Genomic DNA, 21876 nt, shown 5'->3' on the forward strand with positions numbered 1-21876 from the left:
GTCGCTTTTCATTATAGATCTTATGGGACTTTTTTTCTACACAAAAATAGGCTCCATAATATCTATAGGGGGTTTACCCACTACAAATATTATAGAGCCAAAAAAAGGAGAACCTAAGTCCTCCTTTTCTATATTCTTATTTTTCAGTCAAAGCTGCAAGCCCTGGAAGAACTTTACCTTCGAGAAGTTCCATTGAAGCTCCACCACCAGTAGAAATCCATGAAAACTTATCTGCACGTCCAAGGTTGATCGCTGCGGCAGCTGAGTCACCACCACCGATGATTGATTTAACGCCTGGTTGTTTAACGATAGCGTCCATTACACCGATTGTACCAGCTTGGAAGTCAGGGTTTTCAAATACACCCATAGGTCCGTTCCATACAACAGTTTTCGCACCAGTCAATTCTTTATCGAATTTAGCGATTGATTTAGGACCGATATCCAAACCAAGGAATCCTGGGTCTACTGCTTCACCTTCAGTGTCTTTCACTTCAGTGTAGTCAGCAAATGCGTTTGCTTCTTTTGAGTCAACTGGCAAGATCAATTTGCCGTTTGCTTTTTCAAGAAGAGCTTTAGCGACATCCAATTTGTCTTCTTCTACAAGTGAGTTACCGATTTCGATACCTTGTGCTTTGTAGAATGTGTAAGTCATACCACCACCGATAAGAACTTTATCAGCTTTTTCAAGCAAGTTTTCGATAACACCGATCTTGTCTGAAACTTTTGAACCACCAAGGATAGCCACGAATGGACGTTCTGGAGCTTCAACAGCTTCTTGGATGTATGCAATTTCGTTTTCAAGAAGAAATCCAGCAACTGCTTTTTCAACGTTTGCTGAGATACCAACGTTAGATGCGTGTGCACGGTGAGCTGTACCGAATGCATCGTTTACGAAGATACCATCTCCAAGTGATGCCCAGTATTTACCAAGTTCAGGATCGTTTTTAGATTCTTTCTTACCGTCAACATCTTCAAAACGAGTGTTTTCAACCAAAAGAACTTGCCCATCTTCAAGAGCGTTGATAGCTGCTTCCAATTCAGCACCACGAGTTACACCTGGAAGGAAAGTAACTTCTTGACCCAATTTAGCAGCCAAGTCAGCAGCTACAGGAGCAAGTGATTTACCAGCTTTGTCTGCTTCTTCTTTTACACGTCCAAGGTGAGAGAAGAGGATTGCACGTCCACCTTGTTCAAGGATGTACTTGATAGTTGGAAGAGCTGCAGTGATACGGTTGTCATTAGTAATCACGCCATCTTTTACAGGAACGTTGAAGTCAACACGAACGAGAACTTTTTTCCCTTTCAATTCAACGTCTTTAACAGTCAATTTTGCCATTTGGAAAGACTCCTTAATTTTTTTTACGTGTTAATTATATCACAAAATCAATAAAAGAGATAGCAAAACCTTAAACTTTTATCCACAACAATTTTTCTCGATTAATTCAGGACAGTGCCTTGTAACTACGACAGAATACTCTACCATTTTTATTCTCCTCCCCTATACAAAAAGATTTGACTCTTAAAAGTCAAATCTTTTTTATTAAATATGAAGTCAGTGTTAGATACACTCTCTATCTTAATCTTCTTTTTTCTTTTGAGCTAGCAAGCCAAAACCACTTAAAACTCCGACCAAGCCAAGGGCAAGAGGATTTGCATCTACTTCTGTACCTGTACTTGGAAGTTGTTTTCCTTCAATTTTTTCAGCTTGTGCTTCTGTTTTTGCTGGTTCTTGCTTCGCTGCCTGGCTTGCTTGAACTGGCGAAACGGATGTTTCAGTCTTAGGCTCTGTTTTTCTAGTTTCCTTCTTAGTATCTTGAGTCGCTGGAGCAGGTGTAACTGGTCTGTCACCTGGTACTTTAACTACTTTTGGACCGACTTCAACAATCTCAGTTACAGCTTCCTTGAGAACTTCCGTTCCCTTAAGACTGCGATATCCTTCAGTATCAATCTCTACAAGGTTTCTACGAAGGCCTGCAACTCCTACTTGAACCAAGCGACGTTCTCCTACTTGGAGGCTAGGATTTACTCGTTCTTCATGTTCATAGGCAAGAACTTCTTCTTCCACAACCAAGCTTGGTTTCTTAACTTCTAAGACTTTTGGACCGTCAAGCGGTTGAGTACTACTTTCAATCTTAGTACCAACCTCAGTAATCTCTGCCACTGCTTCTTTGACTACTTCTGTCTTTAGAAGAGTACGGTTGCCTTTGGCATCCACTTCAATCAAATGACGGATTTGTCCTTCTGCACCAGCCTGAACAAGACGTCGTTCACCCAACAAGAGGTCTCCTGACGGACGTTCTTGGCGTTCGAAGGCTTGAGTTTCTGTTTCAACCACTAGCTCAGGTAGAGCTTCAACTGTTGGAGCAGTTTCACCTTCTTCTAAGCTACCCACATGATGGCTTTCTTTAACAAGGAGTTTTTTGTTGAGTTCTTCCTTGAGGTTGGCAAATGCTTCTGGACTTGGATTTGTTGAGCCAATAAGAGTTTCTGCTTGAGCGATGATTGGATCGTCTGCATTTTTCTCACGAACTTTTCCTAGAAGAGTTTCAAGCTCTTCCTTAGCTGTTTGATAAAGCTGTACACCATTCAAGTCAGAACCTGCTTGTTTCAAGTCATTCAAGGCTTGGTTGACTGCTTCTTGACTAGCGTCGTGGTTTTCTAGGACAGCTTTTGCTGCTTCAATCTTCTCAACGAGAGCTGCTTGTTTTTCAGCATCCGCAAATGTATAAGCTATTGTTTCTTTGCGTCCTTGGGCAGATGTGATTTCTTGTTTCAGATATTCGTCGTTAATGGCTGCCTTAGGTGATACTAGAACATCAAATTCGACAGTTTGTCCTTGATAGTGCAATTGGAGTTTTTGACGGCCTGTTTTTTGAGAATCATAACCTGTAATTTCGACTCCTTGGTCTGTAAAGCTATGTTCAGTCTCCGTCTCATCATCATACAAGACCTTGAAACGTCCTTCTGATAAGTCTAGAGCATCACCTACCAAGTAGTCAATTTTCGGTTGCTTGCTAATATACAAGGCTGCGACTTCTTTTGGACCAGTTTCTTCACCAGTGACTTGAACCTTAAAGCTACCTGCAACTGGAAGACCAAGATAGGTTACTGTTAACTCTTGTTCGCCATGATGGTGAGCATCGTAGCCGTTGACTACAACACCAGCATGACTAAGGTTGATGACTTCATCTGCTTCTTCACCTTCGTATTTGACACGGAGAAGACCACCTTTAAGATTCAATTCCTCACCAACTTGATAAGTTGCCTTTTTAGGTGCTACTTCTAGACTGACAGCCTTAATCTTTCTTTCATCCTGAGGAATCGTTACAGCAAGAGTATTACTGATTTCTTTCCCTGGCAATTGTGTGCGGTAGTAAAGAAGGCTTGGACGTTTTTCAAGGCTCAATGGTTCTGTTGCCAAATCTCCTCCAACTACCGTATTTAAGGTAGCGATTGGAGTTTGTGAATCTGCCTTGTCATAGACTGTGATGGTTGCCCCAGCAGGAACTTCTGAGAAGCCGAGCTGAACCTTATTGTCTGTTAGAACACGCGCCGCCACTTTAGCCATTGGAATGTTTTGGCTCTCCGTATCAAGAGCTTCATACATCTTCCAGTTGTAGATACGAATGGCTTTCCATGGTGTTCCATTGTCAGATGTGATGACGTTCAAGCGCCAGTCTTGGGCTGTAATTGGACTATCAAGGGTAATATCTGAAACATGGGCTTTATTGCCACGAACAGCTTTAGCTAATTTCCATTCGCCTGCTTCATCCTTGTAGTAAAGGTCAAAGTCTTTGGTGTTCATCAAGCCATCATTAACAGACTCCCCACCAGCTCCTGCATGATCCATGACCCATCTAACGACACGGCGTGGTTGTGTCAAACGGATATCAACGCTACCACTCAACTGAGCAGAAGACCATTTGTCAGATAGACTGGTGATGGTCCCATTCAACATACCTTCGATACCTTCTCCACCTTCTGTATTTTGGAAAGTACTTCCGATAACAGTCGCTCCTGGAACGATGTTTGCTGCTAATGGTCTTGGAAGGCTTGTATCTTGGACAGTCATTCCCCACTCGAAGTTTGTAGTTGCTGCTTCAGAGCGAAGTCCATTCTTACCGACTGCGACAACCTTCAACTCTTGACTAGTACCAGTTGCACTAGCTGAACGGCTAACTTTTGGTAGGTAGATCGTAGTTGCAGATGAGCCTGTCAATAGGCGCCAAGCATCGCCATCCTTCTCATAAACTTCATAGAAGTCAGCATCCTTGTTACCTGTAAATTGAACAATGGCTTCTGCTTCTTGGGCATTTTTAAGGGATTGTTTAGCTACTTTAAGAGCTGTTGGTGCTTGAGGAGCCTCTTGATTATCTGTTACAGTCAACTCACCCAAGTTAAATTGATAGCCCTTAAGAGCAGCAGTATTTTCAAAAGTGAGTTTGATACCGTAAATGGTCTGACCTGCCAAGGCACTCAAGTCAAATTCATCTTTTGTCCAATCGTCAGATAGAGTCAGTTCTTTACGAGCATTCTCTCCACCATAAGTATAGTTTTTCTGAGTCGCAAACTCTACATAGACCTTGCTTCCCTTACCACCTTTATGAGCAACACGAAGTTTTGTTTTATCTGTTACTTCCAGTTTTGTAGAGTAGAGACGAACATCTTGGTTGGTATTTTCAGCTAAATCACCCGCAAACTTAAGTGAGTTACCACCATTGTAGGCATCTTCAAAGTCATAGTCAGCTTGAAGTTTAGCACCTGATGAAGTTTGCCACCAGCGCCATGTAGGCAAGATACCTGATACAGAACGATAGTTCCATTCAGAATCCTTAGAAACTTTACCGTCTACAAACCATTTTTTACCATGTCCAGTGTTAAAGGATGTTGTGAAGCTACGGCCTACTGCTGGTGTACGGTCAGCTACAAGGTTGGCAATTCCGTACCAGTCCTTGTCATCTGGTTTTTGACCAGTTGGATCTCCTTGATAACCTGTAAAGAAGATGTTTTCATTCTTATGATAGTCTTCGCCTGTCTTACCAAGACTCGTGATAGTATCAGGTGCAAAGAGTCCAAGTGATAAGCGGAGCTTGCCATTTTCATCTAGAAGGGCATCCCATTTCACTTTTGTCTTGTAGGAACCACCTTGTTGCAATTCCAATCCTGTAAAAACATCATACTGACTACGTCCAAGCCATTTTGCCATAGTTACAGAGTAATCATTTTTCTCTTTGGTCCAGTTAAAGTTGGCAAAGAAGTGATCCGCAGGAACCTTGTCTCCCTCTTTTTCCATGAATTGGTAATTGTATTCACCAAGTCCATCTTCATGATAACGACCATATTCATAGGTCATGGCGTCATACCAAGAATATTTGACTGGGTGATTGACTTGAGCTGCATATTCCTTGGTATAAAGCATGAAGTCACGCATTTTCTTACCAAGAGGCGTCACGATATCACCTGTTGTTTCTTGGTTGATAAAGTATCCATCAAATCCATAATATTTAGCCAAATCAACCAACTTACGAGCGATAGGGAAAGTACCGTCTTCATCTTGTTGAAGGGCTGCAGCAAATTTTTCTTGGTCTGCAATGCTATTTGACCAGTTAAAGAATAAGGTACCCAATACAGGAACACCATTACGGTGACCAGCATCAATCACATCCGGAGTTGGAACCAGCCCTTCCCAGAAGACCATGGAATTCAAGTACTGCCAGTAGTCGAAAGCGTAGGCTTTAAACTCTTCACCACCTACAGAAGCATGGTCTTTAGCCTTAGAGTTAGTGTTAGCAAGAGCTTCAACCTTAGCGTCCTTATTAGCTTTTTCGTTAACTACATGTCCACGATAGCGCTTGGCTAGTTCTACTGAAGAGCGGTTAATAGCATCGTCTTCGCGAGCACCTGGTTCCCATTTCAACAAATCTTCCCATGTGTCAAACTTAATTTCTTTTGGTCTAAGACTTTTTTCTTCTTTCTTAGGAACGTTAGCGACAGTAGCTTTTTCTTCTGGCTTATTTTCTGTAGTAGCAGGCGTTTCTTCAACCTTAGGAGTTTCAGCAGCTGGGCTAGTTGCTTCCTTATCAGCTGCAGTCAATTGATCCAAACTTGGTTTCTCTTCTGAAACAGGCTGCTCGCTTGTCTTATCTTCCGTCGCTTCCAGCTCCTTCAATACTTCTGGTGCTGGTGTGGTTGCTTCTGCTGGAGTAGTGGTTGACGGTTGCTCTGAAGCTACTGCTGTAGTTGTTGTCCCATTTTCTGGAACGACAGACTCTTCAGCCAAAGCTGGGCCTGCAAATAGAACTGAACCAATCATCAATGAGCAGGCACCCACTGACAATTTCCGAATACTATAGCGACAATGTTTTTCAAAAAATGGATTCTTCATCTTTTTCTCCTTTGACTTCCTCACAAAAGTAAGCGCTTTATTTCTGAATTAAAAAAGTAGCTGTTCCAAAAATACACAGAACAGGTCATTTTTATTTTACGATATTTAGAAAAAGAGTCAACACTAGCCCTTCAAGAACTATAAAGAAGTGAAGAATTAATATAAATTAGACAATCATTGACCATTTTTCGAATAAAATCAACATTTTTCTCAAAAAAAGAGCATTTACTACTTGTTAGATTTACTTTTATCCTTTAAAATAGAATGGGAGAAATTCCGCGATTATTTTTCGGAGGAAAAAGAAAATGTCCATTAATTGGCAGGAAATTATTTTTCACTTTTTAGGTGGTCTGGGTCTATTTTTATATAGTATCAAGACCATGGGAGACGGTTTGCAACAAGCTGCTGGAGACCGCCTTCGATATTACATTGACAAGTACACAAGTAATCCCTTCTTAGGGGTTTTAGTGGGGATTGTCGTCACTGCCCTAATCCAGTCAAGTACAGGTGTAACGGTTATTACGGTTGGACTAGTCAGTGCTAGTCTCCTCACCCTTAGACAGGCCATCGGGATTATCATGGGAGCCAATATTGGAACGACCGTAACGTCCTTCATCATCGGTTTCAAACTTGGCGAGTATGCCCTACCCTTGATTTTCCTTGGAACCATGTTCTTATTCTTTACAAAAAACCGTACTGCAAATAATATTGGACGTATCCTTTTTGGTGTGGGTGGTATCTTCTATGCCCTCAACCTCATTAGTGCTGGGATGAGCCCTCTTAAAGACTTGCCTCAGTTCAAGGAATACATGGTTACCTTGGGTCAAAATCCTATCTTGGGAGTTGTGGCTGGTGCAGTTATTACCGTTCTGATTCAGGCTTCTTCTGCAACCATCGGGATCCTACAAGGTCTTTATGCAGGTGGATTCCTCGACCTCAAAGGGGCACTACCAGTCCTATTCGGAGATAATATCGGTACAACCTTAACAGTTATCATCGCAGCAGCCGGAGCAAACATCTCTGCTAAACGAGTTGCAGCAACTCACGTTACCTTTAACGTTTTAGGAACCATCCTCTGTTTGATTTTGTTAGGCCCATTCACTTCGATGATCGAGTACTTCCAGGCACTACTTCACCTCTCACCTGAGATGACGATTGCCTTCTCACACGGTGCCTTTAACGTCAGTAACACCATTGTACAATTCCCATTCATCGGTGCTTTGGCTTACTTTGTTACTAAGCTAATCCCTGGTGAAGACGAAGTTGTTAAATACGAACCTCTTTACCTGGATGAACAACTCATCAAGCAAGCTCCTTCTATCGCTCTAGGAAATGCCAAGAAAGAACTCTTGCACCTAGGAAACTATGCTGTAAAAGCATTTGACCTTTCTTACGACTACATTATCAATTCTAACGAAAAAGTAGCTGAAAAAGGACACAAGACTGAAGAAGCTATCAACACAATCGACGAGAAATTAACACGTTACCTCATTAGTCTATCTAGTGAAGCATTGAGCCAAAAAGAGAGTGAAGTCTTAACCAACATCCTTGACTCTTCTCGAGACTTGGAACGTATCGGTGACCACGCTGAAGCTTTGATTAATCTTAACGACTACTTGCAACGCAAGAATGTTCAATTCTCTAACTCAGCCCTAGAAGAGTTGGAAGAGATTTACCGTCAAACAAGCGATTTCGTTAAAGATGCTCTTGAAAGTGTTGAAAACAATGACCTTGAAAAAGCTCAAGCTCTTATTGAACGCCATGAAGCCATCAACAAGATGGAACGTGTCCTTCGTAAGACTCACATCAAGCGCCTAAACAATGGTGAATGTTCTACCCAAGCAGGTGTCAACTTTATCGACATCATTTCACACTATACTCGTGTGTCAGACCACGCTATGAACCTTGCTGAAAAGGTTTTGGCTGAACAAATTTAATATAAAAAAATGCTTTGATTCTTTCGAATCAAAGCATTTTAAATAGCTCTCCAATCATAAAGGAAGATGCGGCTGCACCCCTGTATCTCGCTTCTTCCTTTTTGATAAAGCGGGCCAGATTGACTAACTCTGGTGCTGGTGTTTTGGGATTTTGGAGTAGTTCGAGTGTAACTAAACCTGAAAGTCGGACTGCAAGCAAGCGCTCATTGGTGCTGGGCAACTGCTTAGCAGTTTCTAAGAGTGCAGCCACTAAATCTTCACTCAAGTTTTGACGGGCATTATTGTAAAGATCCCGTATCAAGGTTTCTAGGTTGGCTTCTTCCATCCTACACACCTCCATTTTTAAATTTAATAGTTCTTAATCAAATCTACAGTTGAGCGATCCAATTTTTTCACCAAGGCTTGTAGAAAAGCTTGGGCTTCTAGGAAGTCATCCATAGCGTAAAGGGTTTGGTGAGAGTGGATATAACGAGCACAAACACCGATTGTTGTTGATGGTACTCCACCATTTTTCAGATGAGCTGCACCTGCGTCAGTTCCACCTTTTCCACAGTAGTATTGGTACTTGATACCAGCTTCTTCAGCAGTTGTCAAAAGGAAGTCCTTCATGCCTGGGAGAAGCAAGTGACCTGGATCGTAGAAACGAATCAAGGTTCCATCACCAATCTTACCTTGACCACCATAAACATCACCTGCTGGTGAGCAATCCACCGCAAGGAATACTTCTGGATCAAATTTAGTTGTAGATGCATGGGCACCACGAAGTCCAACTTCCTCTTGCACATTTGCACCGAGGTAAAGTTCATTTCCCAGTTTTTGACCTGACAAGCTTTCTGCCAACTCGCTAACCATGAGAACTCCATAACGGTTATCCCATGCTTTTGAGATGATATTTTTTTCATTAGCAGTTAGGATTGCGCTACTATCTGGAACGATGGTATCTCCAGGACGGATACCAAAGCTTTCAGCTTCTTCCTTATCCGCAAAACCACCGTCAAAAACGATATCTGAAATAGCTGGCATGGTTGGGCCACCTGTGCCTCGAGTCAAATGTGGAGGAACTGAACCTGAGATGACTGGAATTTCACGTCCTTGGCGCGTAAAGAGTTTAAAGCGTTGGCTGCTGACAACCATAGGGTTCCAACCACCAATGCTGACTACTCGGAAGGTCCCGTCTGGCTTGATTTCACTAACCATAAAACCAACTTCATCCATGTGAGAGGCTACCAAAACACGAGGTGCATTTTCAACTTCTGAGTGTTTAACCCCAAAAATACCACCCAAGCCATCAGTCACAACTTCATCTACGTGAGGAGTAATTTTTTCACGAAGATAAGCGCGAACAGGTGCTTCATGACCTGAGATAGCGGAAAGTTCTGTTACTTCTTTGATTTTAGAAAATAATGTTGTCATTTCTATCCCTTCTTTCTTTCAACCATTTTACCACTTTTTATAGGAGAAAGGTAGTGGAAATCAACATTTTACCAAGTAACTTACTCTTATAACAATAAAAGAATCACAAATGTGATCCTTCTTCTCTTGTATTTCGCTTTAATGAAAAGTGATCTGGTACTGGATCTTTACCCGTTTCAGACCAAGGATGGCAACGTAATATCCTAGCCAGTCCCATCAAGATACCCTTGAAGCCATGTTTTTCAATAGCCTGAATCATATAGTTGGAACAGGTAGGCTCAAATCTGCAAGACGGTGGAAAGGCTGGCGAGATAAAACGTTGGTAAAAGCGCACTGGCGCAATTAAGATTTTTTTCATTATTTATTATTTGTTACAGCCATGGTGTGTAGTTGGCTGATTTCTTTTTTATTGAGACGACGTGCTTCTCCTGGACGGAGACCTGTCAAGTCTAAGTGTCCAAAACGTGTCCGAGACAACTTATCCACTTGGAGCCCAACTGCTTCAAACATCTTTTTAACCTGATGGTTACGCCCTTCATGAATGGTCAGCTGTACAACTGAACGATTCTTAACTGGATCTACCTTGAGAATTTCATAAATAGCTGGCTTGGTTTTCTTGCCTTCAATTTCAACGCCTCGAGTCAAAGGACGAAGATTTTCCTTGTTAGCCACACCTTTAACACGCGCAACATAGACCTTATCAATCTCATTACGAGGATGAATCATCTCATCTGTAAAGTCCCCATCGTTGGTCAAAATCAAGACTCCAGATGTATCCCAGTCCAAACGTCCCACAGGGTAAATCCGTTCTTTCACATTAGGCAAGAGGTCCACAACAGTCTTGCGTCCCTTATCATCCGTTACACTGGAAATGACACCACGTGGTTTATTGAGCAGATAATAGACCTTTTCTTCGTTGTAGATGGGTTGACCTTCAACTTCTACCTTGTCACCAGACTTGATAGTCGTCGCTAATTCACGTACCACCTGGCCGTTGACAGTCACCAAGCCTTGCTTAATTAACTCCTCTGCTTTTCTCCTACTGGCCACACCTGCGTGGGCAATATACTTATTGATTCTCATCTTCTTCTATCCTTTCACCAAATAATTGGCTTTCTTGTGCTTGAATGTCAAGCTCATCAATCACGGGCAATTCTTCCAAGTGGTTAATGCCCATGTAATCTAGGAAATAATCCGTCGTTACATAGAGATTAGGGCGTCCAAGTACCTCTTTTTTCCCGTCTTCTCGTATCAAATCGAAGGCCTGTAACTTAGCTAGAGCTCCGCTTGAATTAACCCCACGAATAGCGTCGATTTCTATACGTGTGATAGGTTGCTTATAAGCAATGATGGACAAGGTTTCTAGCGCAGCTCGAGATAGACTCTGGTTGATAGGCGCCTTAGAATATTCTTTCAAAATAGCTGCAAATTGAGGCTTGGTTACCAATCTGTAGGCACCACCTGTCTCAATCAAGGCTAAACTGGAATCTGGGTCTTTTTCATACTTTTGGACTAACTTTTCTAAGCTTTGCTGAATCCCAGTCGGTGGCAAAGAAAGGAGTTCAGCCAACTGGCGAATCCTTATCCCCTCTTCACCCGCTACAAACAAGAGCGCTTCTATTTCTGCTAAAGTACTCATATTTCCTCTCTATCAAGATCGACTCTGCTCTACTTGATTTTCCTCATTCTTTTTCAGGAGATAGATATCTCCAAAGCTCTCTTTTTGGATTAAGAGAATTTCTTGGGTTTTAATCAACTCCAAGGTCGCTAAAAAGAGTGTAATGACCTCTTGTAAATCCTTGGTTTCTTTAAACAAATCCTGCAAGCATAAGTGCTGACCTTCAACCAAGGCTTCTCGGACGATAACCATCATATCCTCAATCTTATACTCATCTCGTAAAATGGTTGTGTGACTTTGCGAGAATTCTTCTTTTTTCTTGGAAAGCAAGTTTGAAAAGGCTAAGAAAAGATCGATCGTGGTCTTATCGTGGACAAGTTCAGCATCCTCATAAATCAACTCTGTCGGCGCTTTTGAGTAATACTGAGCTCGTTCTTGATGCTTCACTTCCAACTGCTCTCCCAAAAGTTTAAACTTACGGTATTCTTCGATTTGAGAAAGGAGGTCCTGCTCCAGGTCATCCTCTAGGTCTGTCACTTCTGCAACCTTGGGCAAGAGCTTGCGACTCTTTATGAGCATGAGTTGACTAGCCATGACCATGTACTCACCTGCGACTTCCAAACGCATAGCTTGTAATGTGGAGATATAGGCTAGATATTGCTCGATAACCTCTGTAATGGGCACATCATAGATATCCATCTGGTACTTTGAAACCAAGTGCAAAAGAAGATCCAAAGGCCCTTCAAAATCTTTTAATTTAATATCCATTATCTATATTTTTCCAAAGTCATGACTGTCTTTAATCCTAGCTTTTTAGCAATTTCGTACAAGTCAACCTTTTCTTCGATTTGTCTTAATATAAACTGTTCTCTCAATCCTTGGGCAGATAAGTCTGAAAAACCTTTTTCCTTTAGAAAGGCTTCTAACTGACGAAAGGCCCACTGACGGGAGTATGGCTTCCCAGATTTTTCAAAGAGGTAGCTCTGCCCCATCAAGGGTTCTAACTCTGCAAGCAAGTTTGTGGGAAGGCTCAAGATTCTTTGTTGGGAAGCCTTCTTGATTCTCAAAACTTGAAAATCCAGATTGATATCCGCAACCTTTAGAGTTAAAATCTCGCTTGGCAAGAGTCCCATTTCCAAGATGAGGAGTGCCAGTAAGCGTCCCTCTGGAAAGTCGCTTTCCTGCCAAAAGGATTCTAGGTCCAAAAGCTCAGGTTTTGCTTGTTGCTGCTCGGCCTGCTTAAGCAATTCTATGCGATAAAAGGTCTTGAGTTCCCCTTTTTGATAGAGAAAGTAGAGAAACTGGTTACAAGCAGAAACCTTACGTTTTTGAGCACTAATCTTCAAACTTGACAGTTGGGCTTGATAAATCTTGAGACTGGTCTCAGAAATCCGCTCGCCTACAATGTCTAAAAATTGCTCAAGATCATACTTATAAGACTGCTTGGAATTGGCAGATAAGCCCTGCTTTTCCTCTAAAAATGCTGAAATCCCTTCTCTCATTTGCTTCGAATCTCATATTCCTTACTAAAGTCATGCAAGAGAGCATTGACAGCCTTAAGGATTGATTTCCGTGTGATAATGCCTTGGAAGATACCATCCTTGTCAACGACTGGTAGGAAAGACTCATCCACTAACTTATGTAAAACATCCGTCAGTGTATAGTCTGGACTGACAACTGCTACGTCCTTCTTGGTCATATGTACGATATCCGTGTCTGCCATAGCTTCCTGACTCAAGCCCTGCTCCATCTGGTAGGCCAGAATGTCTCTAAGTCCAATGGTTCCGACAAATTCTTTCTCATCAGTCACTACTGGCACTCTTGTATAGGTCATCTGGCTAAGGAGGAGAATTGCATGATCTGCATTGTGGCTATCAATGAGTACAGCCAAATTTTCAGCAGGAGTTAAAAAGGTTTCCTCTTGCTCCAGTAAAAACTGTTCAAACTCCTTGGCAATCATCGAGCAAACTCCTTGGATAAGCCTGGATAGACCTCATGGTTACGTGTCAAAAAGTCCACTTTAAAGTAGCTATCATCAATCTCTACACGGGCATAGAGGCATTCTCTGATAGTCCCACGTGGCTGACTGATAGAACCAGGGTTTAGAAAGAGGGTCTTTCCTTCCATCCAAGCGTTTGGAACATGCAAGTGCCCATAAAGACAGATATCTGCATCTTCTTCCTGAGCCCAGAAATCTAGTTTCTGGAAATTAAAGTTAATATCAAACAAATGTCCATGGGTCTGGATGATCTTGGTAGGGCCTAGTTGAGTCACCAAACGTTCTGGATAGTCTGAATAAAAGTCCATGTTTCCTCTGACTACATGGATTCCTTCCCAGAGTGGTGAATCTGGTCGAAGTTCCGAGTCACCATCGTGAAAAATAGCATCGACTTTCCCAAGATAGCGGTCACGGATTTCTTCTACAATCAAGCTATCTCCGTGGGAATCGCTCATTACAATGATGGTTTGCTTTGCCATGATGGAAATACCTCCAAAAGTTTCTTAACGGCTAAGGCACGGTGGGATTGACTATTTTTTTCTTCAAGGGTTAATTCGGCTGATGATTTACCAGTTTCTCCTACTAGGAAAAGAGGATCATAACCAAAACCGTTTTCACCCTTAGGTTCAAAGTTAATGTAGCCTGGCCAGTCAGCTTCGACAACCAAGCTTTCCTTACCTGGGCTAGCTACGACCAAGGTTGTATGGAATTGAGCTGAACGGTCCTTGAGTTCAAAAACCATGGCTAATTCGTGCAAGAGTTTGGCGTTATTTTCTTGATCAGTTGCCCCTACTCCTGCGAAACGAGCTGACCAGACACCTGGTAGACCTCCAAGAACATCCACTTTTAGTCCAGAATCATCTGCCAAGACCATCTTTCCTGTTAATTTAGAAATGGTTTCAGCCTTAAGGCGAGCATTTTCTTCAAAGGTCATACCTGTTTCGGCCACTTCAGGTAGGTCTGGATAATCATTTAGATTTTCTACGTCATAGCCCAGTTTGTCAAAGATAGCTCGAAATTCCTTGGTTTTACCCTCGTTACGAGTTGCAATCAACAAGGTTTCTCTGACTTTATTTGTCTCGAAAAAGTCTTGAACATTGACTCCTTCTTTAGGCAATTCCACATGCAAGAGCTTCCCATTTTCAACCAGAAGCAGAGCTCCCTGACGTTGAATGACTTCCAAGTTTCGATTCGCTTCTTGGTTGAGAATATCTACCACAAAAGAGAGTAAGCGGTAGGCTGAACCATATCGCAAAACAGTGACTGAAAGTGGAAATCCTCGCTCCTCATCACGAAAGATTTTGGCTAAATCAAACAAAGGAAACTCTAAATCATCATCCGTCAAAGTCCGAATGCCACCAAAAACACTGTAGGATCCAACATACCAGTCCTGATCATCCTTGTATTCATAAATTTTGTTTGTCATAATGTTACATGCTCCACATGAATCTCTTTTTCCAGCCACTCTGCTCCTATCTGGGCAAAACTTTGGTTATTTGCAGTTGTATAAAAACGGTGTTTAAGGGGCGCCGCATCTCGGCTACGGTTAATCTCAAAGTAATTGAGTAAGACTGAGATATCGCGCACACACTCAGCGCCACTATCGATCAGCTGAACCTTAGGCCCCATGACATTTTGAATAATGGATCTGAGGAGTGGATAATGAGTACAGCCTAAAATCAAGCTATCTACTTTTCCGACTAAGGGACGCAAGGTTTCATAAACGACTTTCTTGGTCACACTGGTCGATAGAGCACCTGACTCGACCAAGGGAGCAAACTTAGGGCAGGCCAAGCTTTCCACTTGTAAATCTGGGTCTAGATCATGAATCTTTTGTCGATAAATATCTGATTTTACCGTCATCGGGGTTCCAATCACACCGATTTTCCCACCTTGACTTGCTTTGATAGCTGCTGATGCACCAGGCAAAATCACACCCAACACCGGAATATCCAACTTAGCTTTAATCTCTTCCCAGACGACTGCCGTTGCTGTATTACAAGCAATGACAATCATCTTAACATCCTTGGTCAAAAGAAAGTTGACCAGTTGCCAAGTATATTCACGTATCTGCTCAGCAGGACGGGGACCATAAGGAGCCCGTGCCGAATCTCCAATATAGACGATTTCTTCATGAGGAAGCTGGCGCATGAGTTCACGTACAACCGTCAAACCTCCAACGCCCGAATCCAAAAAACCAATCGGTCGATTATCCATACAGTCTTCTTTCTAGTATTTTTTTCTGATTGATAATTATTATTCATTTCTTTCTGAAATTTCTGACAGACTGGGTAGCTCCCCACTGTCTCCCTCTTAATCATAATCAATTATCAATAGAATGCAAGGAAAAAGTCTTGTCTCTAAATATCAGTCAAACATAGTGAGAAGTCTGGAACTTTCATCCCAGACTTTTCCTATTTATTTCTTTTTATTGTTAGCAAGGGCTGCTTTTTGTTGGCGAATGATTTGGTGGTAAACTTGTTGTACTTTAGCTTCGCTTGGCTTTTGACCGTTTGCACTCAAGAGAGTACGAACTGCTTCTGCGTTCAAACGTGGGTTATCCGCAAATTCTTTTTCGATTTGCTTGCGCACCAAGTACATACCTCCAAGAGCTCCTCCTAGAAAAGCTAAAAGAATCAATACAATTGCTAAAATAAGGTTCATAACATTTCTCCTGTTTCTTTTTGAATCTTCTATATTATACCATAAAGTCCTACGCCTGACTAGTTTGAGTTACGCTTTCATAAGGGTTGGTAATTACTCAGATTATTTTTTATCTCTGATCTTTTTCAATAGAATTAAAAAGAACTAAAATTTGGTAAAATAAGGTCATTTTTCCTGAAAGCCCTTGCAATAGTGTTGTTTATTTGTTATATTAAGATTATCTGAAAAAATCACACATATTTCTGCAAGACTTATTTTTTTAAAAGAAAATGTATGCGCTTACAGATTTAAGAAAGGAGAATTTTGTGGATAAGAGATATTGGGAAAAATCCTGTAAGTATAGCATCCGCAAGCTAAGTGTCGGAGCTGCCTCTGTTTTACTTGGAGCTGTGTTTTTAGCAGCACAGGGTGTGGCTGCTGATGGTGTCGAGATTACGGAAAGTGAGGCAACAATTACTGAAACCTCTGCTAAACCGAATACAAAACCAGAGGAAGTTCTTGTTTCTAACACAGAGACTCAGCCTGTAGCTGAATCAGCTGAGAAGCATACAAGTCCAGAGGCAGAACTACCTCAAACTAGTAGTCAGTCAGAGACAAGTGCTACTACCGCCCCTGCTGACAATAAGGAGAGTGAGAAACCAGAACTTCCTGTGAACAAGCAAGAACATTACGAATTACATTACAACCAACCAACTGCTCCTTCCTATGATGGATGGGAAAAACAAGCCCTCCCAGTCGGAAATGGGGAAATGGGTGCCAAGGTTTTCGGACTCATCGGTGAAGAAAGAATCCAGTACAACGAAAAAACACTTTGGTCTGGAGGCCCACAACCTGATAGTCAAGACTACAACGGAGGAAACTACAAGGACCGCTACAAAGTCTTAGCCGAAATTCGTAAGGCCTTAGAAGACGGTGACCGTCAAAAAGCCAAACAACTAGCAGAGAGAAATTTGGTTGGGCCAAACAATGCCCAATACGGTCGCTTCCTAGCCTTCGGTGATATCTTCATGGTCTTTAATAACCAGAAGAAGGGCTTGGAAAATGTTACTGACTATCACCGTGGCTTAGATATTTCTGAAGCTATCACAACTACCTCTTATACTCAAGATGGGACAAGTTTCAAACGAGAAACCTTCTCTAGTTACCCAGATGACGTCACTGTTACCCATTTGACCAAAAAGGGAGATAAGACGCTTGATTTTACTCTTTGGAATAGCTTGACTGAAGATTTGATTGCTAATGGAGATTATTCTTGGGAGAATTCTAAATACAAACAAGGGACTGTTAGCGTTGATTCTAATGGTATTTTGCTCAAGGGAACTGTCAAAGACAACGGTCTGAAATTTGCTTCCTATCTTGGTATCAAGACAGATGGACAAGTCACTGCTCAAGATGGTTATTTGACAGTTACAGGAGCAAGTTATGCAACACTGCTACTCAGCGCCAAGACTAATTTTGCTCAAAATCCGAAAACCAATTATCGCAAGGATATTGATGTAGAAAAGACTGTCAAATCTATCGTAGAAGCTGCTAAAGCCAAAGACTATGAGACTCTGAAAAATGATCACATCAAGGATTACCAAAGCCTTTTCAATCGTGTTCAGTTAAATCTCGGCGGCAGCAAGTCTAATCAAACTACAAAAGAAGCTCTCCAAACCTATAATCCAACAAAAGGGCAAAAACTAGAAGAACTCTTCTTCCAATACGGACGTTACCTACTGATCAGTTCTTCTCGTAACCGGACAGATGCCCTCCCTGCCAACTTGCAAGGGGTCTGGAATGCTGTAGATAATCCACCTTGGAACTCAGACTACCACCTCAATGTCAACCTACAGATGAACTACTGGCCTGCCTACATGAGCAATCTCGCAGAAACGGCTAAGCCAATGATCAATTATATCGATGACATGCGCTATTATGGTCGTATCGCTGCTAAAGAATACGCAGGTATCGAATCCAAAGAAGGTCAAGAAAACGGTTGGTTGGTTCATACTCAGGCGACACCATTTGGCTGGACAACTCCAGGCTGGAATTACTATTGGGGTTGGTCTCCAGCTGCCAATGCTTGGATGATGCAGAACGTCTATGACTACTACAAATTCACCAAGGATGAAACCTATCTCAAAGAAAAGATCTATCCAATGCTCAAGGAAACAGCCAAGTTCTGGAATTCCTTCTTGCACTACGACAAGGCTAGTGACCGCTGGGTTTCTTCTCCATCCTACTCACCAGAACATGGAACTATCACGATTGGGAATACCTTTGACCAATCTCTAGTTTGGCAACTCTTCCACGACTATATGGAAGCAGCCAATCATCTGAAGGTCGACCAAGATTTGGTGACAGAAGTGAAGGCTAAATTTGATAAGCTCAAACCTCTTCACATCAACCAAGACGGCCGTATCAAGGAATGGTACGAAGAAGACAGCCCACAATTCACTAACGAAGGCATTGAAAACCATCACCGCCACGTTTCTCATCTAGTTGGACTCTTCCCAGGTACTCTATTTGGCAAGGATCAGCCTGAATATCTAGAAGCAGCACGCGCAACCTTAAACCACCGTGGAGATGGTGGAACGGGTTGGTCTAAGGCCAATAAAATTAACCTCTGGGCCCGTCTCTTAGATGGAAATCGCGCCCATCGTTTGTTGGCAGAACAGCTCAGATCTTCAACCCTAGAAAACCTCTGGGATACCCACGCTCCTTTCCAAATTGATGGAAACTTTGGTGCAACCAGCGGTATGGCAGAAATGCTCCTTCAATCTCACACAGGCTACATTGCCCCATTACCAGCCCTTCCAGATGCATGGAAAGACGGGCAAGTCTCAGGCTTAGTCGCTCGTGGTAACTTTGAAGTCAGCATGAAATGGAAAGAGAAAAATCTTGAAACGCTATCTTTCCTTTCTAATGTTGGTGGGGATTTAGTCGTAGACTATCCAAATATCGAATCTAGTATTATCAAGATTAATGGCAAGGAAGTTCAAGCTAGTCGCCTCAAAGATAACCGTATCCAACTTGCGACTCAAAAAGGTGATGTCATTACCTTTGAAAACTTCCCTGGACGTGTGACTCGTTTGACAGCTGTTCGAAAAGATGCCATGACGGCTGAACTTGACTTTAACCCAGTCAAGGGAGCAAGTCATTATGTCATCCGACGAGAAAGCAAGGATGAAAACAGTCAAACTCCTAGCGTTCGTGAGTTTATCACCAACCAAACTCACTTCATCGATCGCTCGATTGATTCTAGCCATGCCTATACTTATACCGTTAAGGCTATGCTAGGGGATCGTACAACACCAGTTTCAGATCCTGCTTCTATTGATTCCTTTAGTGAGTTGGTAGATGACCGTGACAAACGCATCCAGTACGGCTCTGCCTTTGGAAATTGGTCTGACACAGAACTATTTGGTGGAACAGAGAAATACGCTGATATCTCAAATGGAAATTATTCTGATAAAGATGCGACTGCAACCATTCCATTCAATGGACCTGGTATTGAAATTTACGGTCTCAAGTCATCTCAATTGGGACTTGCCGATGTTAAAATTGATGGCAAATCTGTTGGAGAACTTGACTTCTATACAGCAGGAGCAACTGAAAAAGGTGTATTGATAGGACGTTACACAAATCTATCCTCAGGTCCTCATTTGATGACCATCACTGTTAAGCGCGAGCACAAAGGACGTGTCAATGAGCGTGCAAAAATTTCTCTTGATTACTTCAAGGTTTTCCCAGGACAAGGAGAAGCTGTTGAGAAGATCGACGACCGTGACCCTCGTATCCAGTATGGTTCCATGTTTAAGGATTGGAGCGATGCAGAGCTCTATGCTTCTACAGAGAAGTATGCCGACATCAACGCTGATGATAGCCTCGCTTCTGAAGCCATAGCAACCATCCCATTCTCTGGAACAGGTATCCGAATCTATGGATTAAAAACAGCATCACTAGGCAAGGCACTTGTCACACTGGATGGCAAAGAGATGCCAGCCCTTGACTTCTTCACTCCAGGAGCAACAGAAAAAGGTGCTTTGATTGGCGAATTCACAAATCTAGCTGATGGTGATCACGTCCTAACTTTGAAAGTAGATCCAGATTCTCCAGAAGGGCGAAAGAAAATCTCTCTTGATTCCTTTGATATCTTAAAAGCACCATCTGTGTCTCTCGATAGTCCAAGCCTTGATCCTATTAAGTCCAAAGATAAGACTGTTACCTTAACCCTACCAACTGGTAATTGGGATGCTGTTGCTGTGACCTTCCCTGGTATCAAAGATCCTCTTCTACTCAGAAAAGTCGATGACGACCATCTTGTTACATCTGGCGAACAAACGGTATTAACCATCAAGGATAATAAGGTACAACTGGATATTCCTGAAACTACAGATCGTAAAGCTGGCAATCCGATAGAAGCTTATGCTATCCAAGGAAAAACAATCAGCAGCTCTGTTGTAACAGTATTTCCTAAGGATGAAACCAGTCCAGTGGAAGAAAAAATTCAAACAAGTAAAGGGGATGAGCCTGCTCCAGTAGTAACCATTCCTGAGTACACAGATCCTATTGGTACTGCTGGGGAGCAGGAGCCACCTACTGTGGAAAGACCTGAATACACTGGTCCTATCGGAACTGCTGGGGAGCAGGAAGCGCCTACTGTAGAAAGACCTGAATACACTGGTCCTATCGGAACTGCTGGGGAACAAGAAGCTCCTACTTCGGAAAGACCTGAATACACTGGTCCTATCGGAACTGCTGGGGAACAGGAAGCGCCTACTGTGGAAAGACCTGAATACACTGACCCCATCGGAACTGCTGGGGATCAAGAAGCACCTACTGCGGAAAGACCTGAATACACTGGTCCTATCGGAACTGTTGGGGATCAGGAGGCACCTACTGCGGAAAGACCTGAATACACTGGTCCTATCGGAACTGCTGGGGATCAGGAGGCGCCTACTGTAGAAAGACCTGAATACACTGGTCCTATCGGAACAACTGGGGATCAGAGAGCACCTACTGTGGAAAGACCTGAATATACTGGCCCTATCGGGACAGGTAGTGGTCAAGCCGCGCCAAGTAACACAGTTCCTGAGTTTAAACTCAAAGTATTGAAAGACAAGACTACAAGAGTTCAAGTTATCAGTGGAACAACTGAACTAGGAGGCGCAAGCTACCTCGACAGTCAAAAAGTTGAAAACAAAGAACTCTTGGGCAAGAAATACGATGCTTACACTCTTCAACTCAAGGATAAAGATGGACAGCCAGTTCAAGCCAAAGGTGCTGTACTCGTTCGACTACCAGTATCCGGTGATATTCAAGAACTCTATCAATTAACTTCAACAAATGAATTAAAACCACAAGAATTCACCATTCGAGACGGTATGATTGAGTTTATTACTTTTGACGTGAGCACTTACGCTATTGTTTACAAGACAGAAGGCTCAACTGTTAAACCTGTCCCAGCTCATACGGAAGAAAGAAACCTAGAAACCACAAAACCATTGGTTGAAAGTAATGAAGCCAATGATCAGGTTTCTACGAATGACAAACAACTCCCAGCCACAGGTGAACAAGCTAGCCCTCTCCTCTTTATGGCAAGTCTCAGCCTAGCCTTATCGGCTACCTTCTTACTAAAAGGTAAGAAAGATTAATACTCTTCGAAAATCTCTTCAAACCACGTCAGCTTCGTCTTGCCGTATATTTGTTACTGACTTCGTCAGTTCTATCCACAACCTCAAAACAGTGTTTTGAGCAACCTGCGGCTCGCTTCCTAGTTTGCTCTTTGATTTTCATTGAGTATAAATATTGTCCCCCTAGGAATATAGATTTATTCCGCTATAAAAAGGATGGGAAATCATTCCATCCTTTTTCA

The 21876-nt window shown here is 42.4% G+C and carries 16 protein-coding genes; 2 read left to right on the top strand and 14 right to left on the bottom strand.

Features of this window, described 5'->3' with window-relative positions; all coding sequences use genetic code 11:
• Window positions 1–136: 136 nt before the first annotated feature.
• Together ADH81_RS07185 and ADH81_RS07190 are read right to left on the bottom strand one after the other, a co-directional pair.
• Window positions 137–1336 (bottom strand): phosphoglycerate kinase, encoded by a 1200-nt coding sequence (locus ADH81_RS07185; protein ID WP_049527697.1) that lies wholly within the window; start codon window positions 1334–1336, stop codon window positions 137–139.
• A 240-nt stretch (window positions 1337–1576) separates the two neighbouring features.
• Window positions 1577–6385, bottom strand: coding sequence for an endo-beta-N-acetylglucosaminidase (locus ADH81_RS07190; protein WP_049527700.1), 4809 nt, complete (start codon window positions 6383–6385; stop codon window positions 1577–1579).
• 305 nt (window positions 6386–6690) lie between these two features.
• Between ADH81_RS07190 and ADH81_RS07195 the strand changes: the two genes are divergently transcribed.
• On the top strand, window positions 6691–8322 hold the full coding sequence (locus ADH81_RS07195) for a Na/Pi cotransporter family protein (RefSeq protein ID WP_049527702.1): 1632 nt from the start codon (window positions 6691–6693) through the stop codon (window positions 8320–8322).
• A 28-nt stretch (window positions 8323–8350) separates the two neighbouring features.
• Here ADH81_RS07195 and ADH81_RS07200 read toward each other — a convergent pair whose 3' ends face one another.
• The 12 genes from ADH81_RS07200 to ADH81_RS07255 all read right to left on the bottom strand — a co-directional run bounded on the left by ADH81_RS07200 (window position 8351) and on the right by ADH81_RS07255 (window position 16016).
• Complete coding sequence (locus ADH81_RS07200; protein ID WP_049527704.1) at window positions 8351–8647, bottom strand: enterocin immunity protein; 297 nt, start codon at window positions 8645–8647, stop codon at window positions 8351–8353.
• 23 nt (window positions 8648–8670) lie between these two features.
• Window positions 8671–9735, bottom strand: a complete 1065-nt coding sequence (gene pepA / locus ADH81_RS07205; protein ID WP_049527706.1) for a glutamyl aminopeptidase — start codon at window positions 9733–9735, stop codon at window positions 8671–8673.
• A gap of 103 nt (window positions 9736–9838) precedes the next feature.
• Complete coding sequence (yidD, locus tag ADH81_RS07210; protein WP_049527707.1) at window positions 9839–10093, bottom strand: membrane protein insertion efficiency factor YidD; 255 nt, start codon at window positions 10091–10093, stop codon at window positions 9839–9841.
• The gene (locus tag ADH81_RS07215; RefSeq protein ID WP_049527709.1) at window positions 10093–10818 is read right to left on the bottom strand and encodes a pseudouridine synthase; all 726 of its coding nucleotides are present in this window, start codon (window positions 10816–10818) and stop codon (window positions 10093–10095) included. The genes yidD and ADH81_RS07215 overlap by 1 nt, the downstream gene beginning before the upstream one ends.
• A complete protein-coding gene (gene scpB, locus ADH81_RS07220) occupies window positions 10805–11374 on the bottom strand; it encodes an SMC-Scp complex subunit ScpB (protein WP_049527710.1) in 570 nt (189 codons plus the stop codon). The genes ADH81_RS07215 and scpB overlap by 14 nt, the downstream gene beginning before the upstream one ends.
• Window positions 11375–11386: 12 nt before the next feature.
• Window positions 11387–12121: a segregation/condensation protein A gene (locus ADH81_RS07225; protein WP_049527713.1), complete on the bottom strand. Its 735-nt coding sequence runs from the start codon at window positions 12119–12121 to the stop codon at window positions 11387–11389.
• A complete protein-coding gene (xerD, locus tag ADH81_RS07230) occupies window positions 12121–12855 on the bottom strand; it encodes a site-specific tyrosine recombinase XerD (protein WP_049527716.1) in 735 nt (244 codons plus the stop codon). The genes ADH81_RS07225 and xerD overlap by 1 nt, the downstream gene beginning before the upstream one ends.
• Entirely contained in the window at window positions 12852–13313 is a 462-nt protein-coding gene (cbpB, locus tag ADH81_RS07235) for a cyclic-di-AMP-binding protein CbpB (protein WP_049527719.1), read from the bottom strand. The genes xerD and cbpB overlap by 4 nt, the downstream gene beginning before the upstream one ends.
• Window positions 13310–13831 carry a metallophosphoesterase gene (locus ADH81_RS07240; protein WP_049527720.1) on the bottom strand — a complete coding sequence of 174 codons (522 nt, stop codon included), beginning with the start codon at window positions 13829–13831 and terminating at the stop codon, window positions 13310–13312. The genes cbpB and ADH81_RS07240 overlap by 4 nt, the downstream gene beginning before the upstream one ends.
• On the bottom strand, window positions 13807–14778 hold the full coding sequence (locus ADH81_RS07245) for a nucleoside-triphosphate diphosphatase (protein WP_049527723.1): 972 nt from the start codon (window positions 14776–14778) through the stop codon (window positions 13807–13809). The genes ADH81_RS07240 and ADH81_RS07245 overlap by 25 nt, the downstream gene beginning before the upstream one ends.
• Window positions 14775–15569, bottom strand: a complete 795-nt coding sequence (gene racE / locus ADH81_RS07250) for a glutamate racemase (protein ID WP_049527725.1) — start codon at window positions 15567–15569, stop codon at window positions 14775–14777. Before racE ends, ADH81_RS07245 begins: the two co-directional genes overlap by 4 nt.
• A 201-nt stretch (window positions 15570–15770) precedes the next feature.
• Complete coding sequence (locus tag ADH81_RS07255) at window positions 15771–16016, bottom strand: YneF family protein (RefSeq protein ID WP_001048970.1); 246 nt, start codon at window positions 16014–16016, stop codon at window positions 15771–15773.
• Window positions 16017–16321: 305 nt separating this feature from the next.
• On the opposite strand from ADH81_RS07255, the gene ADH81_RS10815 reads away from it, so the two are divergent.
• Window positions 16322–21655 carry an SIALI-17 repeat-containing surface protein gene (locus ADH81_RS10815; protein WP_080979300.1) on the top strand — a complete coding sequence of 1778 codons (5334 nt, stop codon included), beginning with the start codon at window positions 16322–16324 and terminating at the stop codon, window positions 21653–21655.
• The last annotated feature ends 221 nt before the right edge of the window (window positions 21656–21876 follow it).

The sequence above is a fragment of the Streptococcus pseudopneumoniae genome (assembly GCF_001072925.1).
In the GTDB taxonomy this organism is placed as follows: domain Bacteria; phylum Bacillota; class Bacilli; order Lactobacillales; family Streptococcaceae; genus Streptococcus; species Streptococcus pseudopneumoniae_Q.

Excerpts from the sequence above, each read along its gene's own strand:
- pepA (WP_049527706.1), bottom strand. The coding sequence starts at position 9,735 with ATGACAACATTATTTTCTAAAATCAAAGAAGTAACAGAACTTTCCGCT.
- ADH81_RS07215 (WP_049527709.1), bottom strand. The coding sequence starts at position 10,818 with ATGAGAATCAATAAGTATATTGCCCACGCAGGTGTGGCCAGTAGGAGA.
- ADH81_RS07195 (WP_049527702.1), top strand. The coding sequence starts at position 6,691 with ATGTCCATTAATTGGCAGGAAATTATTTTTCACTTTTTAGGTGGTCTG.
- racE (WP_049527725.1), bottom strand. The coding sequence starts at position 15,569 with ATGGATAATCGACCGATTGGTTTTTTGGATTCGGGCGTTGGAGGTTTG.
- xerD (WP_049527716.1), bottom strand. The coding sequence starts at position 12,855 with ATGAGAGAAGGGATTTCAGCATTTTTAGAGGAAAAGCAGGGCTTATCT.
- scpB (WP_049527710.1), bottom strand. The coding sequence starts at position 11,374 with ATGAGTACTTTAGCAGAAATAGAAGCGCTCTTGTTTGTAGCGGGTGAA.
- ADH81_RS07255 (WP_001048970.1), bottom strand. The coding sequence starts at position 16,016 with ATGAACCTTATTTTAGCAATTGTATTGATTCTTTTAGCTTTTCTAGGA.
- ADH81_RS07225 (WP_049527713.1), bottom strand. The coding sequence starts at position 12,121 with ATGGATATTAAATTAAAAGATTTTGAAGGGCCTTTGGATCTTCTTTTG.
- cbpB (WP_049527719.1), bottom strand. The coding sequence starts at position 13,313 with ATGATTGCCAAGGAGTTTGAACAGTTTTTACTGGAGCAAGAGGAAACC.
- ADH81_RS07240 (WP_049527720.1), bottom strand. The coding sequence starts at position 13,831 with ATGGCAAAGCAAACCATCATTGTAATGAGCGATTCCCACGGAGATAGC.
- ADH81_RS07245 (WP_049527723.1), bottom strand. The coding sequence starts at position 14,778 with ATGACAAACAAAATTTATGAATACAAGGATGATCAGGACTGGTATGTT.
- ADH81_RS07200 (WP_049527704.1), bottom strand. The coding sequence starts at position 8,647 with ATGGAAGAAGCCAACCTAGAAACCTTGATACGGGATCTTTACAATAAT.
- ADH81_RS07185 (WP_049527697.1), bottom strand. The coding sequence starts at position 1,336 with ATGGCAAAATTGACTGTTAAAGACGTTGAATTGAAAGGGAAAAAAGTT.
- yidD (WP_049527707.1), bottom strand. The coding sequence starts at position 10,093 with ATGAAAAAAATCTTAATTGCGCCAGTGCGCTTTTACCAACGTTTTATC.
- ADH81_RS07190 (WP_049527700.1), bottom strand. The coding sequence starts at position 6,385 with ATGAAGAATCCATTTTTTGAAAAACATTGTCGCTATAGTATTCGGAAA.